This window comes from Arachidicoccus terrestris, assembly GCF_020042345.1.
GTDB lineage: Bacteria > Bacteroidota > Bacteroidia > Chitinophagales > Chitinophagaceae > Arachidicoccus > Arachidicoccus terrestris.
This window is the reverse complement of record NZ_CP083387.1, coordinates 831,944-846,457: the sequence shown is the minus strand read 5'-3', so window position 1 is coordinate 846,457 and position 14,514 is coordinate 831,944. Positions and strand designations below refer to the sequence as shown.

Below are 14,514 nucleotides of genomic sequence, written 5' to 3'. Positions count from 1 at the left end.
GTAGAAATATTTAAATATGAGCATTGAGCAGGGAAAAAAGGATATAAATAAGGAAAACGACGAGCAGTTGGAAAATAATATAGAGGAGCAGGATGCAGTCACTGATGAAGGTGCTGCTTCTGACCTGGTAGATCTGCAGCCGGAAACTGTGGAGGACATTAACAGGCAAAAAGAGGATATAGAACAAACCGGTGAAGCGGGAGAAGAAGTATCGGAAATGGAAGAGGATGAAGCGGCAGGGCCTGCGGACGGCCCGGAGGTGGCCGGCAGTGAAACTGATGGGGAAGAGAATTTGACGGACGCAGAGGATGTGCAGCAGGAGGATAAGCCGAAACCCAGAACAAAGAAAAAGAAAAAGAAAGAACCAGCCGGGGCGTCGGAGCCGCAAAAGCCAGCGAGGATTATACATATGGTTTTCGATCAGCCGGGAGGGGAACAGATAAAACAGAGTTTTGAACTGGAACCGGAAATGACCGGGGAAGTGGTCTATATAGAAGATAATTATAGTTTAGGTCCGATAGCTGATTTACAGCAGGCTGAAGGCTGGCAGGCCAGGAAGCAATGGTGGCAATCTGTATTGGGACTCCCGGAGGAAGAGCAGCCTGCAGTCATGTCTTCAGATAAAATGAAGCTGCATCAGCTCTTCCAACAATTGGAACAGGATGAAGACACAGTCCTATGGATCTGGATGGGACAAAACGAAAGGGATGTAGCGGGGTATTTTCATGTTATCAGTCAAGTGATGCAGTTCCAGGGACGGATACAGGTGTTATACCTGAATAACCTCCCGTTTATTGATGAGAAAGGACACATTTTCTATCCCAGACAACTCGCAGAAATCCTGCCCAAAGAATTTGTAAAAGCCTCCAGGCTGGCAAGAGTAGTCACCCTTAGTGAATTTGAATTGGACCCCGAAGAGTGGGATAAGCTATCCAGACAATCCGGATCGGTTAGGTTGCTGGAGGGTGGTAAAAAACTGTCTGTTAAGGAGGACGACTATTATGATAAAATAATATTAGACCAGCTGGGATCAGCAACGATGAAGTTTTCCAGGCTGCAAACCTTGTTAACGACCAAAGCTAAGCTGGGACTACCTGAGTACTATATTGTCTGGCGGATTAAATCACTTGTTGAATCAGGCCAGATTCTCATGCAGGGTGATTTTGATAAGGGCGCTAAAAACGTCAGTTTAAAAGCCACACAGGGTCAGATGTTCGTTGAACTGAATCCTGATGATGCAGGTGAAGAGGCAGAGGATGCCCCCAATAAATAAGCGCCTCGGCACTAACTGTTATTTTCACAAAATGATTGTACATCCGGTTTTAGGCATGGTGTTGGTAATAATACAGATGTGTGATAGATTTAATCATTTAATCTGTTGATTAATAGTATACTATGTAGTGAATTACTTGTGTGGTAACAGAAACTCTGAAAAAACAGTTAAATAAAAAAATAAACATGATGAAAAGCAATGCATTGAAAATCTACGGGTTAGCACTCGTTTGTTTTATATTTATTTTTAGCAGTTGCGTACCCAAAAGAGATTTGGTCGCTTCTCAGCTAAGAACCAGACAACTGCAAAGTGATAGTGCCCGTATGGCCAATAATATCAGTGATTTGCAGGACCGGATCACAGGCCTTAAGAATGATATCTCTAATCTGAACGACCAGGTGGCTTCTTTGTCCCATAATAATAATACACAGGAGAATCAGCTGGCTATGAGTAAAGAAGCGCTTAAAAAGCAGCAACAGAAATTACAGCAGTTGCAATCCCTGTTAGACTCGCAGAAGGAAAAATCTGAAGCGTTGAGAAAGAAAATGGCTGATGCCCTATCCGGATTTAGTTCCAACGAACTGACCGTTACTCAGAAAAACGGCAAGGTATATGTCAGTATGCAGGAAAACCTGCTCTTTCCGTCCGGAAGTGCGGTAGTGAGTACAAAAGGGGTAGACGCTTTGGCCAAGCTGGCAGCTGTTCTGAATACCAATCCTGATATCCAGATTGATATTGAGGGGCACACGGACTCGGTGCCGATTCGCGGCAGATTCCAGGATAACTGGGAATTAAGTACCGCCAGGGCAAATTCTATTGTAAGGATACTGGTAGGCCGCTACCGTGTAAGCCCACTGAATCTGGTCGCGTCAGGACATAGCCAGTACGATCCCGTGGCCACTAATTCGACGCCTGAAGGCAGGGCCAAAAACCGTCGTACAGATATTATTTTATCTCCGAAATTGGATGAACTGTATAATCTGATCAATCAATAAGAAGCGGTTTTTGATCAGCAAAGATACCGGAAGGTATAGAAGCCCCTTTGTGACGATTCACAAAGGGGCTTCTGCTGTAAAATAACTGTTATATATGGCCAGGCAGGAACAGCAGGTCCTGCAAAATTGCGTAAATACGTTGAAGCCTGATCAAGTTGTCACACATTTGATTTATCTTTAGGAGGATCTTTAAGATCAAAGTGGAAATGGTGCCTTCCAACTAAACCGCTGAGAAAGCTGATGGCGCCTGCAAAGAACAATCATTGGTCAATGAATGACCAATTTAAATTGTATTGAAAATTTGTAGGTGGCCATGAATACAATCAAACGACTTTTTTCAAGATACATACAAAAGGCTTCTGTATTTGGGCAGAAGCCGAAGGTTCTGATAAGTGAACCGATGTATTTTCCCACGAATAAAATGATAATGGCCAGTCCGGCCATAAAAAATCACGTGTCAGGGCGCCTCAATTTACCAGTCACCCTATCATCAATCAGGTGCAGTGACCGGAGGCTGTTTAGAATTTTTTTTCGTCAGCCGGAGCTTTTTTGATGAAGCATAAGGAGGGGCTCCGGGGTGCCGTGATTATCTATAAGTAGCGTATCGGAAGACAGGTGGAGTGGTTCGGGATACAGAAAGAAAACGATAAATATCTAAAGAATATGGTTAAATCAGTTTTATTGGTGGCGTTGGGCGGAGGGATCGGTAGTGTATGCCGGTATTTACTGCAGGTCGGGGTGAGCAGGATTGCACCCCTGAGCTTTCCCACGGGCACCTTAGCGGTAAATATTATCGGTTGTTTTGCTATTGGTTTACTATATGGACTAACGGCCCGGTTGCCGGCGTTTAATATTCAGTGGCGACTGTTTTTAATTACCGGGATCTGCGGCGGGTTTACCACTTTTTCCAGTTTCTCCTATGAAGGTGTGAGCCTGATTGCGGAACGGAATTTTCTTTATTTCTTCATGTATCTGGGCTGTAGCGTGATCTTAGGATTACTGGCAACCTGGATCGGCATATTACTTATAAAATAGTTGACAGATGATGCAGCAGGAGTTCAAAAGAATATTAATCGCTATTGATGACAGTGCTTTGTCTGCCAAGGCTGCCAGGGCCGGATTTGAGTTGGCACATATGATACACGCTTTTGTCGCTTTAGTCTACGCCGTGGATCCTACTAAAGAAGTGGTGAATGCAGACCTGGGGATTACACCTCAGGAAAGTCAGACGGTTCTTGTAGCGGAGGCTGAAAGAACTATTGATAACTTTATTAAGATGTATAATGGAGCTCAGGATATATCAAGGTTTACACCACATGGCATTCCGGAAGAAGAGATACTGAAGATCGCCAGGCAGTGGAAAGCTGATATGATTGTAATGGGCACACATGGCCGTAGCGCCATCGGACGAATGCTGAGCGGCTCCAAAGCTGAGTATGTGGTCCGTCATGCAACAGTACCGGTTTTGCTCACGCCTCCACATATGGAGCAGTAGGTATTCGTGAAGGGAAAGATGAACTCCTGGAAAGGGCCATTCAGTATATCCATACAGTAAGTAAACAGAAAGGCAGATTTAAGAGCCGAATGCACCCATATTGGACGAGAAAATCTTTACGGCGATGGCCAGCAGGATCACACCAAATATCTTTCTGACAGCGATGATACCTCCCGGGCCCAGCATTTTCTCAAACCAGCGCAGTGATGTTATGACAATATAGACAAAGAAGAGATTCAGCAAGATGCCGCCAATGATCTCCAGCTGGCTGTAAATAGCCTTCAGGGAGATGATCGTGGTCAGCGTTGCACTGCCGGCGATAAGGGGGAACGCCACGGGGACAATAACGCCGAGTTCGGGGTTATTGTCCCCTTTAAAGATCTCGTGCCCCAGGATCATTTCCAGGCCTAAAAGAAACAGCACGATGGAACCGGCTACGGCAAAGGATTTAATATCCAGCCCCAGCAGATCCAGGAACTGTTGCCCGGCAAATAAAAAGACAATCATGATAATGCCTGAGATAATGGATATTTTCTTGGCATTGAATTGTCCCTTGCTTTTTTCTTTTATAGAAATAAACAGGGGAATGGAGCCCAGCGCATCAATGACCGCAAACAAAGTAAAAGTAACAGTGAGTAAATGATCAAACTGAAAGCGCATATAGAATTGACTTTGCTGCAAAAATACAAATAATTGATAGTTTTTAGGGAATTGCCTTGAAAATGCCTTGTACAAGCGGTGAACCTTCACTAAATTTGTGGGATGATGAAAATAACCGGCCTGCTAAAAGGCCTATTAGGGATAGTGGTGACAGTCGCAGCTGTTAGCAGCTGCCAGCAGGGAACAGAGGATCCCCATTCTTTGGCATTTAAACAAAAAGAAGCGGATGCTTATCTGACGTTCCTGGCAGCCCATCCGGACAGCGCCGGACTTAGATTATTGACAGCTCAGAAACTGGATAGCGTAGGCAGATATAAAGAAGCGCTCACGCAAATGGATACGCTGCTCAGTACAGACAGCTCGAAATATGGTCTTTGGGTCGTAAAAGCGAAGATATTACTGGACAGTACGGATACAACAGGTGCACAGGCTTCCTTTAACAGGGCTCTGACAAAGTATAAAGGCGAAGAGGCCTTGTTGGCCCAGGCCGTGATCTATGCTTTGCACAATCAGGACACCTGCCTTAAAATAGCAGATGAGTTGACCACCAGTCCCATATACAGTAATTATATCAAGGGGCTTTTCGCTGCCGGGAAAATGGACTCGGTAAATGCATTGAGTTATCTGGATAAAAGTATTCAGTTAGATCCGGCTTTTGCCGAAGCTTATGTGGCAAAAGCCAGGTTCTTTTTAAAGACGGGACAGGCGGCTTCTGCGAAAGAAGCAGTCCTGGAGGGCTTAAAGCACAATCAGGCGTCTATAGACCTGCTCAATATAACCGGCGATGTTTTTGGGGCAATGCAACAAAAAGACAGTGCCAGAGCCTATTATCAAAAAAGCCTGTTGATCAAACCTTATCAACCTGCCATTCAACAAAAAGTATCAGCTACGTAAAAACATATTATATGAAGCGCATTATCGCTCCCTCTTTCCTGGCCTCTAATTTTCTGCAACTCGCTTCGGAAGTGGCCATGGTCAACGACAGTGCTGCCGAGTGGCTCCATCTGGATATCATGGATGGCCGGTTTGTACCCAATATCAGTTTCGGGCTGCCGGTAGTGGAGCATATTGCCGGTGCCACGGATAAATTCTGTGACGTACACCTGATGATTGTCGAACCGGAAAAATATATTGCTGATTTTAAAAAAGCAGGTGCTGACCAGCTCAGCGTTCACATTGAAGCCTGTCCGCATTTACACCGTGTGCTGGAACAAATCCATGATATGGATATGAAAGCCGGTATTGCCGTTAATCCTCATACGCCTATTGATTTTCTAAAGGACATCATTCAGCATGCCGATGTGGTGAATCTGATGAGCGTTAATCCGGGATTTGGCGGACAAAAATTTATTGAACATACCTATGTCAAAATAAAAGAGTTAAGCCAGCTTATACTGGAAAAAGGGCTGAAGACCTTGATTCAGATTGATGGAGGCGTAACCCAGGAGAATGCACGGGCCTTATTTGACAGTGGCGTTAATGTGCTGGTAGCCGGTAGTTCCGTATTTAAGGCTCCCGATCCCCAAAAAGCGATCGCAGATTTGCTGGACGCCTGATGAGCGGATGTATCGGTACGTATTAAGGGGCTAACCTGGATATTTGCCAGCCATCCTCATTTTTAGAATAGTATATCCGGTCATGGAGCCTGCTGGGACGCCCCTGCCAGAATTCCAGACTCTCGGGTAAGACGACAAAGCCGCCCCAGTGATCGGGCCTTGGGATGTCTTCTCCGAACTTTAGCTTAAAATCATGCTCATTTTGCTCCAGTATCTCTCTGGAGGCGATGACCTGGCTCTGGGGAGAGCTCCAGGCGCCGATCCGGCTGCCGGCCGGACGGGAGGCAAAATACCGGTCACTGAGCGCAGCGCTGGCCTTTATGACTTTACCTTTAATCCGCACCTGTCTTTCCAGTTCCTTCCAGAAAAAGACCAGGGCAGCATTGGGGTTCCCGGTTAACTGTTTGCCCTTGCTACTCTCATAATTGGTAAAAAAAACGAAGCCCTCTTCCGTAATATCTTTAAGTAATACTATTCTGGCGTCCGGAATACCATCCCGGGAAGCCGTGGCCAGGGTCATGGCATTTACTTCTACTACTGAAGCACTGATGGCCTGCTGCCACCAACGGTCAAATTGCTTAAACGGATCAGCATCCACATCCGATTCATTCAGCGTCAAATGTCTGTATTCAGTTCTGATAGCTGCTATATCGTTATGCGGGGAGGCGGGATTATCTGTTGATTGACTCATGACGCATTATTATTAATGGGCTGTGTGATCTTGAAAAAAGCGATTAAAAGGATCTTAAAGCTATTTTTTACTGGCTCTTTCCAGATAGGCTTTCTCTTCCTTGGACAGCGATTTATAGCCTTTGAGTTTGATTTTGTCCAGTAATTCGTCCACACGCTCCTGAGTGATCAGTTCGGTTCTCTTATAGGGCTGACCGCTGGTCTTGTAAAAGAGCTGCTGTCGCCTGCCGCCTTTTTTAATCGTTTTCTTATCAGGATTGAAGATATCGTCAATGCGGTAGACCAGGTTATACATCCATTCACAATAGTCTCTTCCTTTTTTATCCCAGCTCCAGATGACAAAAAATCCCAGCAGCGCACAGCCGGCATATGCCAGTATTAAAGGCAGTCCGGCGGTAGCACCGGCACTTAGATTAATAGCCATAAAAATCACAAATAAAACCCAGAGTGGAATCCCGCCACCCAGCATTGGGAATATCCTGTATTTAGGGCCGAGCGTAGTGGTTCCCGCCGCTACGGCAATAAGAGCGGGGGTTGCTCCGACCAGCTGGGCCATATGGGCTGAATGCGGTATAAATGTGCTGCAGAGTACAAATATTAAACCGCCGAACAGGCCACCATAAAGATACAGTGGGATCATCTTACGGTTAGCTGCCAGGCTCTGCAGGATAAATCCAAAGGCCGCCAGCCAGAGCAGATTGGATAATAGTGCCAGTAAAGATTCATGAGAGAACATATAACTGAGCAGCGTCCAGGGCCGGTGCAGTGTTACAGATCCCTGAGCGGACAATACAAAATAATCAAAGATCTCCTTATGAAATAAAGCCACATTCACACTGGCAACATTGCTGGTCGCTGTCATAAAATAAAAGACCTTAAAGAAGATCAGCAGCACAAAAAGCACTGCATTGGCCATCAGCAGCAAGACCAGGGCGTTACCTGTGCTGCCTAGAGAAATCCTGTTTTTAGGAGAGACGGTATAGTTCATTTCCTTTTTTAATTATAATTAAACGCTTTGTATTCAATTGCCCGGCACAGAGAGACAGAGGGTATGGTTAATAAAAATGCCTTCTGTTATATCTGTTCCAAAAGTATATTATTAAGAACCCGGTTAATGCGCCTCCCAAATGCGCTACATGAGCGACATCATCCGAACCGGCGAAAGTGCCGTATAATTCATAAGCCAGAATACCTATAATAGCCCATTTCGTCGGGATCGGTAAAAAGAAATACAGATATAACTGTGTATTCGGGAACAGGAAGCCAAAGGCAGCCAGTACACCAAATACTGCACCGCTGGCGCCCAGCATCGCAGAGTTAATGACCTCCACGTATTTTTGCAGATACAGATCCGGTGCGCCGGAAGCTAAGAGTGCATGATACTGGTTCACCACCGGGGAGAGCTCATACTGAAGATAGCCCAGATAGATGAGTGCTGCTCCGATACCGGATAGCAGATAAAAGCTGAGGAAGCGCTTGCCGCCAAAGTTGATTTCCAGCGCAGAACCAAACATCCAGAGACCGAACATGTTGAGCAGGATATGCATAATGCCCAGCGGTCCGCCAAAGGGACTGTGCATGAACATATGCGTGACGATCTGCCAGGGTTTAAACAGCGGGCTCAGAAAAGAGTGCAGGGCAAAAGTATTTTCCATCCACACCGTCACATGGTCGCCCAGAAAACTCTGGGCCATCCAAACCAGAAAGTTAATTATAATCAGGTTTTTAATGACCGGTGGGAAAGGGGGTAGTCCGAGTTGCCTGCCGTTTTGCATAATATATAAATGTGTTTAAATCGTTTTTAATTTTAATTGCACTACATTTTCAATATGTAGTGTGTGCGGAAACATGTCCACAGGCTGTACCCGGGTGATCTCGTATTTTTCACTGAGTAAGGCCAGGTCCCGGGCCTGCGTGGCGGGATTACAACTGACATAGACGATCAGCGGCGCCTCGATCTCCAGAAGCTTTTGTACCAGTTTCTCATGCATGCCTGCCCTGGGCGGATCGGTGATGATGACATCCGGACGCCCATGTGTCGCGAAAAAATCATCGTCGCAGATCTTAATCACATCCCCTGCATAAAAATGACAGTTATCCAGGTGATTGAGCGCCGCGTTTGCCCTGGCATCTGTGATGGCATCTTCAATGACTTCGACCCCGATAATAGAGTCAGCCCCTTCACTGCAGAATATGCCAATACTGCCTGTACCGCAGTACAGATCATATAAAGTCTGTCCGCCACTGAGTTCCGCAAATTCCCGGGTCACCCGGTACAGGGTTTCTGCCTGTCTGGAATTGGTCTGGAAAAATGATTTAGGGCTGATCTTGTACCTAAAACGCTCTAACTGTTCTATGATATAACCATCTCCTTTAACGACAACGGGTTCCAGATCATAGAGGCTGTCGTTTTTCTTTTCATTGATCGTATAGAGCAGACAGGTAATTTCCGGAAACTTCTCCTGTAAAAGAGCCATTAACTGCTCCCGGTGTTCCGGTGCGTCATAGCCCATTACCACATTAACCATCCAGTCTCCGCCCCGGGTGTTTCTGACCTGCACGGTCCTGATCCAGCCAGTGTGTGCCGCTATGTCGTAAAACGGCAGTTGCCGGAGCCTGGCGAACTGGGCAATAAATTTACGAATCTTATTGGTAGGCTCCGCCTGCAGATGACAGGTGTCGATCTCTACCACCCGGTCAAAAAATCCTTTCGCATGAAATCCGGCCACACCTTTATCGGCGGTAGGGTCAAAAGACTGACCGGCTTCTTTAATGGCCAGCATGTCCTCAGTCGAGATATATTTTTTTGTGGAATAGGTATATTCCATCTTATTGCGGTAAGAAGTGGTCTGGTCACAGCCGATAATAGGCGCAATTTCCGGGAAGACCAGTTTGCCGATCCGCTCGAAATTGTCTTGTACCTGCTTTCTCTTGTAAAAGAGTTGCTTCTCATAAGGAAGTGATTGCCAGGCACAACCGCCGCAGATCCCAAAATGGTCACAAAAAGGCTGGATCCTGTCCGTAGAGTAGCTTTTGAACCTGACCGGGAAGCCTTCGGCCCAGTCCTTCTTGTTTTTAGTCAGCTGTACATCCAGCCGGTCACCGGGGATGCAGTTTTCAATGAAAATGACCTTACCCTCATTTTTGCCAATGGCTTTGCCGCCAGCGGCATAATCAAGGGCGAGGATGTCTTCCAGAACGATTTTTGGGCGTTTTTTTCTCACGTTGCAAAGATAATGGATGATCGGGCAAAACCTGCCCTGTAACGAAGGCAATTTTGTTAGTAAATCGCTTATTTTTGGCCTATAATACAAAAAATAATCAATTAACGCGGCTGGTCTCGCTAAAATTATTTTACAATATAAATAATTAGCTGTACTTTTGCGTTCGAATAATAAAGAAGAAAATTTTAAAAAGAGGTTTAAAAACAGATTTTAATGTCTTATTTAACAAAAGAAAAAACAGCAGCAATCTTTGCTAAATACGGTGGAAACGCCGCTAACTCCGGCTCTATCGAAGGCCAGGTAGCCCTTTTAACTGAGCGCATTCTGGGAATTTCCGCTCACCTGAAAGAAAACAAAAAAGATTTCTCCTCTCAGCGTGGTTTAATGAAAATGGTTGGCCAGCGTAAACGTCTGCTTGCTTACATGCAGAAACACAATTTACAAGGTTACCGTACGCTCATTGAGCAGTTAGGATTGAGAAAATAATTTATATAGTGATCTACACTGGCTATTCCCAACGTACAGTTTCATGTTAGTTGGGAATAGTTTTTTGTAGCGCACTGTTATTCAGTCAACCCGTATAGGAGATTCTACGTGCTAAATTCGAGTTCCCACCTTTATATTACAGGCACGACTCCCTTACAAATTCAAAAAAATATTTATGTTAACACAACCACTAAGTGTTTCATTTGACCTGGGAGAAGGCCGCGAGGTGTTCATTGAAACAGGCAAACTGGCCAGACAGGCCGATGGCGCCGTTACAATCCGCCAGGGAAACAATATCATTCTGGCTACCGTCGTTGCTAGCCAAGAGCCCAGAGAAGGGCAGTCCTTTTTTCCATTAAGCGTTGATTACCAAGAAAAATTTGCATCTGCTGGTCGTATTCCAGGCTCTTTTTTCAAAAGAGAAGGGCGCCTGAACGATTATGAGATCCTGATCAGCCGCCTGGTTGACCGTGCATTGAGACCTTTGTTTCCGGAAGACTATTTCTGTGATGTGCAGGTTTTGATCACACTGGTGTCCAGCGATGAGCAAATCATGCCGGACGCGCTGGCCTGTCTGGCTGCCTCTGCGGCGCTGGCCGTTTCTGATATTCCGGTAAAAGAAATTATCTCTGAAGTACGTGTGGCACGTATCGATGGTAAATTCGTCGTAAACCCAAGCCGCTCTGCCGTTGAGAACGCAGATGTAAACCTGATTATCGCCGCTACGGAGAAAAACCTGATGATGGTGGAAGGGGAAAGCAAAGAATGCAGCGAAGAAGATCTGATTGAGGCATTAGGCGTTGCACATGAAGCGATCCGCGTTCAGATCAAAGCGCAGGAAAAACTGCGTGAACTGAAAGGCATTACTGGTAAAAGAGAATACACCAAGCCGGAACAGGACGAAGCACTGAAAGCAAAAGTTGCCGCATTTGCGACCGATAAGATCAATGAAATCTCCCGTGGTAAAACGGCCAAGCATGAAAGAAGTGAAGCTTTCAAAGCATTAAAAGATGCACTGGTGGAAAGCCTGGGAGAAGACGCTGAAGAGCTGACCGTCAAACTGGCAAAAAAATACTATGAAGACCTGCAATGGGAGCTGGTGCGTAATATGATGCTTGATGAGCGTATCCGTCTGGATGGCCGTCAGCTGGATGAAGTCCGCCCCCTGGCTATGGAAATTGACCCATTGCCAACCCCACACGGTTCTGCCCTGTTCACCAGAGGAGAAACCCAGTCTCTTTCTACCGTTACGCTGGGTACACCGCTGGATGAGTTGCTGATTGAAACAGCTGCTACCTCAAATTACTCTAAATTTTATTTACATTATAATTTCCCTCCATTCTCTACCGGCGAAACCAGGCCTATGCGTGGTCCGGGCAGAAGAGAAGTGGGTCATGGTAACCTGGCGATGCGTAGCCTGAAACAGATGATCCCAACGGGTGATTATCCTTATACAATCCGTATTATCAGTGATATTCTGGAATCTAACGGTTCTTCTTCCATGGCTACAGTTTGTGCGGGTTCTCTGGCACTGATGGATGCAGGTGTTCCTGTTCCCAAACATGTGGGCGGTATCGCGATGGGACTGATCACAAGAGAAGATGGAAAATACGCCATTCTTTCCGATATCTTAGGTGATGAAGATCATCTGGGAGATATGGATTTCAAAGTAACAGGTACAAGAGACGGCATTTGCGGTGTTCAGATGGATATCAAAGTAGACGGCCTGAGCATGGACGTTATGCGTGAAGCGTTACTGCAGGCAAAAGCCGGCAGACTGCATATTCTGGATGCGATGTATAACTGTATTGAGAAAGCCCATGACGATGTGAAGCCTCATGCACCGAGAATGGTGAAGATTATCATCGATAAGGAATTTATCGGTGCGGTGATCGGACCAGGCGGTAAAGTCATTCAGGAATTACAGAAAGAAACGGGTACCACGATCAATATTGAAGAAGTAAATGATAAAGGTGAGGTTAGCATCTTCTCTAATGATAAGGATGGTGTGAACAGAGCACTGGAAGTGATCAAAGGTATCATTGCTGTACCTGAAGTAGGAACAGTTTACGAAGGTACTGTCAAAGGTGTAAAAGAGTTCGGTGCGTTTGTTGAATTCCTGCCTAAGAAAGAAGGTTTGCTGCATATCAGTGAAATCAGCTGGAAACGCCTTGAATCTATGGAAGGTGTCTTCCAGGATGGCGAAAAAGTCCAGGTAAAACTGATCGCTGTAGACCCGAAGACCGGTAAATATAAATTAAGTCACAAGGCGCTTCAGCCCCGACCTGAAGGCATGTCCGAACGCCCTGAGCGTTCTGACCGTCCGGAAAGAAGGGACCGTCCCGACAGAAGAGATGGACAGCACTCAAGAAACGGTGACAGAAATCATAGAAACGACTAGGATTTAATCCTGTCGACAAAGGCCATGTTCGCTGTCAGACGCAGTAAACATGGCCTTTTTTGATGAAAATATTTCTATTGTAAATAATTTGGCGGTACAAAAAATGCCGTTTATATTTGCACTCCCAAAAGGGGCAATTGCCCGATAGTATAATGGTAGTACGACGGTTTTTGGTGCCGTTTGTCTAGGTTCGAATCCTGGTCGGGCAACAAAAAAAGAGACTTGAAGTCTCTTTTTTTATGCCATTGAGCGCCGGAGAAAGATAGTCCAGGATCAACGCAAAGTCCAGCCGGAAAACAGAATTAAAAATAAAACACCCAGCAACTGAATAATATTTCAGTCTAACGGGGTGTTTTATTTTAAAAGAATGCCTCTCAGTCTGGAAACGGCATAGCCTGATTTAGCAATCAAAACCTGAAGAATTTTAGCTATTGAGTGGCGGGAGCCAGCGACAGGGTATCCAAACGCACGTCAAAACTATAGGTGGCAAGAAGTGTAAAGATGTGGTCATCTTTAACAGAACAGCGCTTGAATAAATCTCCGGAAAAGACAATCGCAATCGGCTCCATATCTGGGGATGCTACTTTGTCCTCCAATCCCTCTTTTGTGATCAGCTCCTCTACGGCTTTGGTATTGCAGATTATGCCTGTATAATAAGGAATTACTTCTTCAGGCTGACTAACATGGATTTTCCAAGTGGTCTTATTATTCAAAATTGTCCTGAAAAGTGATCCACTTTTATTCGAGACACTGGTAATAACGGTGCTTCCGCATCCACAATCCTTCCGGGCTTCTTTTTTACATCCACCAACAGAAAAAAAGAACACTAAAGCCAAAAATGACCCAAAAGTAAAACATACATGAGAAAGGTAAGATCGTTTCATAAGACGTAAGTAGTTAGAGGTCAAATAATTATTTTAAAGTAAAATGCGCTTTTATTATTTTAAAATAGGGTACACCGTAATGTAATCAACCTCACAAATTTTTGGGTATCTCTCCGCCCAGCAGGCATTATATAAATCATAACGTAGCTTTAAAGTAAAACGCAACAGCGAGAATTACCTGTTTTTGAAAAAGGCACCAATCTGGAAGGACTGGTTTTTCGGCGATATTCTCAAACCCGAAGCAATCTTCAACAGGTATGTCCGTTTATCAGAAGGATGATAATTCAATTTTACCTATCTGTTACGTGTTTACCGGAAATGCTTTTTTGAACAGACTATTGAATGATGTCGGTATCTACCGGTGTATAACCTAAATGTCTGCTCAGGGATAGGATTTGTCCCTTGTGATGAAATTCATGTGTTGTCACGTGTGTAAAAAGCTCAAAGGGGGACAGCGGTTTTATCGTTCCCCTGACATCCAGCCGGATTTTTTCAAACAGTGTCATCTCGTATTTTTCTATAAATGTCATCACTTCCTCGTCTATAAAACGAAACAGGGTCTCAGCTTCTTCGTTTGTCTTTACAGCCGAATACTCAGTAAAATCAATGTTCTTTTGGAGTGCACGCTTTATGATCCAGGACTGGTAAGTATTGACAATATGTACGAGTAAATTGCGAATGCTGCCGCCCAGTCCGAACGAACTATTTTCGTTGAGAAAGTCTTCATTTGAAATCGTCTGGCAATAATTCAATAGCCTCGCTCTTGAGCCCCTTATCAGATCATACTGGCGTTGTAAACAGGTGGCAGCTTCTTTCATGGCGATCGTTTTTAAAGTTCGTTTAGACACTC

General features: G+C 45.1%; 15 protein-coding genes, 1 tRNA gene and 1 riboswitch. Of the genes, 9 read left to right on the top strand and 7 right to left on the bottom strand.

From position 1 onward, the window contains the following. Positions 1-16: 16 nt before the first annotated feature. The 4 genes from K9M52_RS03355 to K9M52_RS03340 all read left to right on the top strand — a co-directional run bounded on the left by K9M52_RS03355 (position 17) and on the right by K9M52_RS03340 (position 3,763). Positions 17-1,273: a DUF1835 domain-containing protein gene (locus K9M52_RS03355; protein ID WP_224070654.1), complete on the top strand. Its 1,257-nt coding sequence runs from the start codon at positions 17-19 to the stop codon at positions 1,271-1,273. A 185-nt stretch (positions 1,274-1,458) separates the two neighbouring features. Next, positions 1,459-2,268, top strand: coding sequence for an OmpA/MotB family protein (locus K9M52_RS03350; RefSeq protein ID WP_224070653.1), 810 nt, complete (start codon positions 1,459-1,461; stop codon positions 2,266-2,268). Positions 2,269-2,461: 193 nt separating this feature from the next. After that, positions 2,462-2,525: riboswitch (Fluoride riboswitch) on the top strand. 406 nt (positions 2,526-2,931) lie between these two features. After that, positions 2,932-3,303: a fluoride efflux transporter CrcB gene (gene crcB / locus K9M52_RS03345; RefSeq protein WP_224070652.1), complete on the top strand. Its 372-nt coding sequence runs from the start codon at positions 2,932-2,934 to the stop codon at positions 3,301-3,303. A gap of 7 nt (positions 3,304-3,310) precedes the next feature. Further along, positions 3,311-3,763 (top strand): universal stress protein, encoded by a 453-nt coding sequence (locus tag K9M52_RS03340; RefSeq protein ID WP_224070651.1) that lies wholly within the window; start codon positions 3,311-3,313, stop codon positions 3,761-3,763. Between the two features lie 78 nt (positions 3,764-3,841). Here K9M52_RS03340 and K9M52_RS03335 read toward each other — a convergent pair whose 3' ends face one another. Beyond that, a complete protein-coding gene (locus K9M52_RS03335; RefSeq protein ID WP_224070650.1) occupies positions 3,842-4,423 on the bottom strand; it encodes a MarC family protein in 582 nt (193 codons plus the stop codon). A 102-nt stretch (positions 4,424-4,525) separates the two neighbouring features. On the opposite strand from K9M52_RS03335, the gene K9M52_RS03330 reads away from it, so the two are divergent. Together K9M52_RS03330 and rpe are read left to right on the top strand one after the other, a co-directional pair. Next, a complete protein-coding gene (locus K9M52_RS03330; RefSeq protein WP_224070649.1) occupies positions 4,526-5,317 on the top strand; it encodes a tetratricopeptide repeat protein in 792 nt (263 codons plus the stop codon). Positions 5,318-5,328: 11 nt separating this feature from the next. Further along, a complete protein-coding gene (gene rpe / locus K9M52_RS03325; RefSeq protein WP_224070648.1) occupies positions 5,329-5,979 on the top strand; it encodes a ribulose-phosphate 3-epimerase in 651 nt (216 codons plus the stop codon). Between the two features lie 22 nt (positions 5,980-6,001). Here rpe and pdxH read toward each other — a convergent pair whose 3' ends face one another. The 4 genes from pdxH to rlmD all read right to left on the bottom strand — a co-directional run bounded on the left by pdxH (position 6,002) and on the right by rlmD (position 9,893). Further along, positions 6,002-6,670, bottom strand: a complete 669-nt coding sequence (gene pdxH / locus K9M52_RS03320) for a pyridoxamine 5'-phosphate oxidase (RefSeq protein WP_224070647.1) — start codon at positions 6,668-6,670, stop codon at positions 6,002-6,004. Between the two features lie 60 nt (positions 6,671-6,730). After that, the gene (locus K9M52_RS03315) at positions 6,731-7,657 is read right to left on the bottom strand and encodes a rhomboid family intramembrane serine protease (protein WP_224070646.1); all 927 of its coding nucleotides are present in this window, start codon (positions 7,655-7,657) and stop codon (positions 6,731-6,733) included. A 67-nt stretch (positions 7,658-7,724) separates the two neighbouring features. Next, complete coding sequence (locus K9M52_RS03310) at positions 7,725-8,444, bottom strand: rhomboid family intramembrane serine protease (RefSeq protein WP_224070645.1); 720 nt, start codon at positions 8,442-8,444, stop codon at positions 7,725-7,727. Positions 8,445-8,459: 15 nt separating this feature from the next. Next, entirely contained in the window at positions 8,460-9,893 is a 1,434-nt protein-coding gene (rlmD, locus tag K9M52_RS03305; protein WP_224070644.1) for a 23S rRNA (uracil(1939)-C(5))-methyltransferase RlmD, read from the bottom strand. Positions 9,894-10,106: 213 nt separating this feature from the next. Here rlmD and rpsO point away from each other — a divergent pair, with 213 nt between their 5' ends. From rpsO to K9M52_RS03290, 3 genes are all read left to right on the top strand, one after another. Continuing rightward, complete coding sequence (gene rpsO, locus K9M52_RS03300) at positions 10,107-10,379, top strand: 30S ribosomal protein S15 (protein ID WP_091394360.1); 273 nt, start codon at positions 10,107-10,109, stop codon at positions 10,377-10,379. A 175-nt stretch (positions 10,380-10,554) separates the two neighbouring features. Then, positions 10,555-12,780 (top strand): polyribonucleotide nucleotidyltransferase, encoded by a 2,226-nt coding sequence (gene pnp, locus K9M52_RS03295; RefSeq protein ID WP_224070643.1) that lies wholly within the window; start codon positions 10,555-10,557, stop codon positions 12,778-12,780. Positions 12,781-12,918: 138 nt separating this feature from the next. Next, positions 12,919-12,989 (top strand) — tRNA-Gln (locus K9M52_RS03290). 219 nt (positions 12,990-13,208) lie between these two features. On the opposite strand, the gene K9M52_RS03285 is transcribed toward K9M52_RS03290, so the two are convergent. Then, entirely contained in the window at positions 13,209-13,664 is a 456-nt protein-coding gene (locus K9M52_RS03285) for a hypothetical protein (protein WP_224070642.1), read from the bottom strand. Between the two features lie 335 nt (positions 13,665-13,999). Beyond that, positions 14,000-14,482, bottom strand: coding sequence for a DinB family protein (locus K9M52_RS03280; RefSeq protein ID WP_224070641.1), 483 nt, complete (start codon positions 14,480-14,482; stop codon positions 14,000-14,002). Positions 14,483-14,514 lie beyond the last annotated feature (32 nt).

Bases quoted from the DNA above. Each gene is read 5' to 3' on its own strand.
- K9M52_RS03355 (WP_224070654.1), top strand. From the start codon at position 17: ATGAGCATTGAGCAGGGAAAAAAGGATATAAATAAGGAAAACGACGAG.
- K9M52_RS03350 (WP_224070653.1), top strand. From the start codon at position 1,459: ATGATGAAAAGCAATGCATTGAAAATCTACGGGTTAGCACTCGTTTGT.
- crcB (WP_224070652.1), top strand. From the start codon at position 2,932: ATGGTTAAATCAGTTTTATTGGTGGCGTTGGGCGGAGGGATCGGTAGT.
- K9M52_RS03340 (WP_224070651.1), top strand. From the start codon at position 3,311: ATGATGCAGCAGGAGTTCAAAAGAATATTAATCGCTATTGATGACAGT.
- K9M52_RS03335 (WP_224070650.1), bottom strand. From the start codon at position 4,423: ATGCGCTTTCAGTTTGATCATTTACTCACTGTTACTTTTACTTTGTTT.
- K9M52_RS03330 (WP_224070649.1), top strand. From the start codon at position 4,526: ATGATGAAAATAACCGGCCTGCTAAAAGGCCTATTAGGGATAGTGGTG.
- rpe (WP_224070648.1), top strand. From the start codon at position 5,329: ATGAAGCGCATTATCGCTCCCTCTTTCCTGGCCTCTAATTTTCTGCAA.
- pdxH (WP_224070647.1), bottom strand. From the start codon at position 6,670: ATGAGTCAATCAACAGATAATCCCGCCTCCCCGCATAACGATATAGCA.
- K9M52_RS03315 (WP_224070646.1), bottom strand. From the start codon at position 7,657: ATGAACTATACCGTCTCTCCTAAAAACAGGATTTCTCTAGGCAGCACA.
- K9M52_RS03310 (WP_224070645.1), bottom strand. From the start codon at position 8,444: ATGCAAAACGGCAGGCAACTCGGACTACCCCCTTTCCCACCGGTCATT.
- rpsO (WP_091394360.1), top strand. From the start codon at position 10,107: ATGTCTTATTTAACAAAAGAAAAAACAGCAGCAATCTTTGCTAAATAC.
- pnp (WP_224070643.1), top strand. From the start codon at position 10,555: ATGTTAACACAACCACTAAGTGTTTCATTTGACCTGGGAGAAGGCCGC.
- K9M52_RS03285 (WP_224070642.1), bottom strand. From the start codon at position 13,664: ATGAAACGATCTTACCTTTCTCATGTATGTTTTACTTTTGGGTCATTT.
- K9M52_RS03280 (WP_224070641.1), bottom strand. From the start codon at position 14,482: ATGAAAGAAGCTGCCACCTGTTTACAACGCCAGTATGATCTGATAAGG.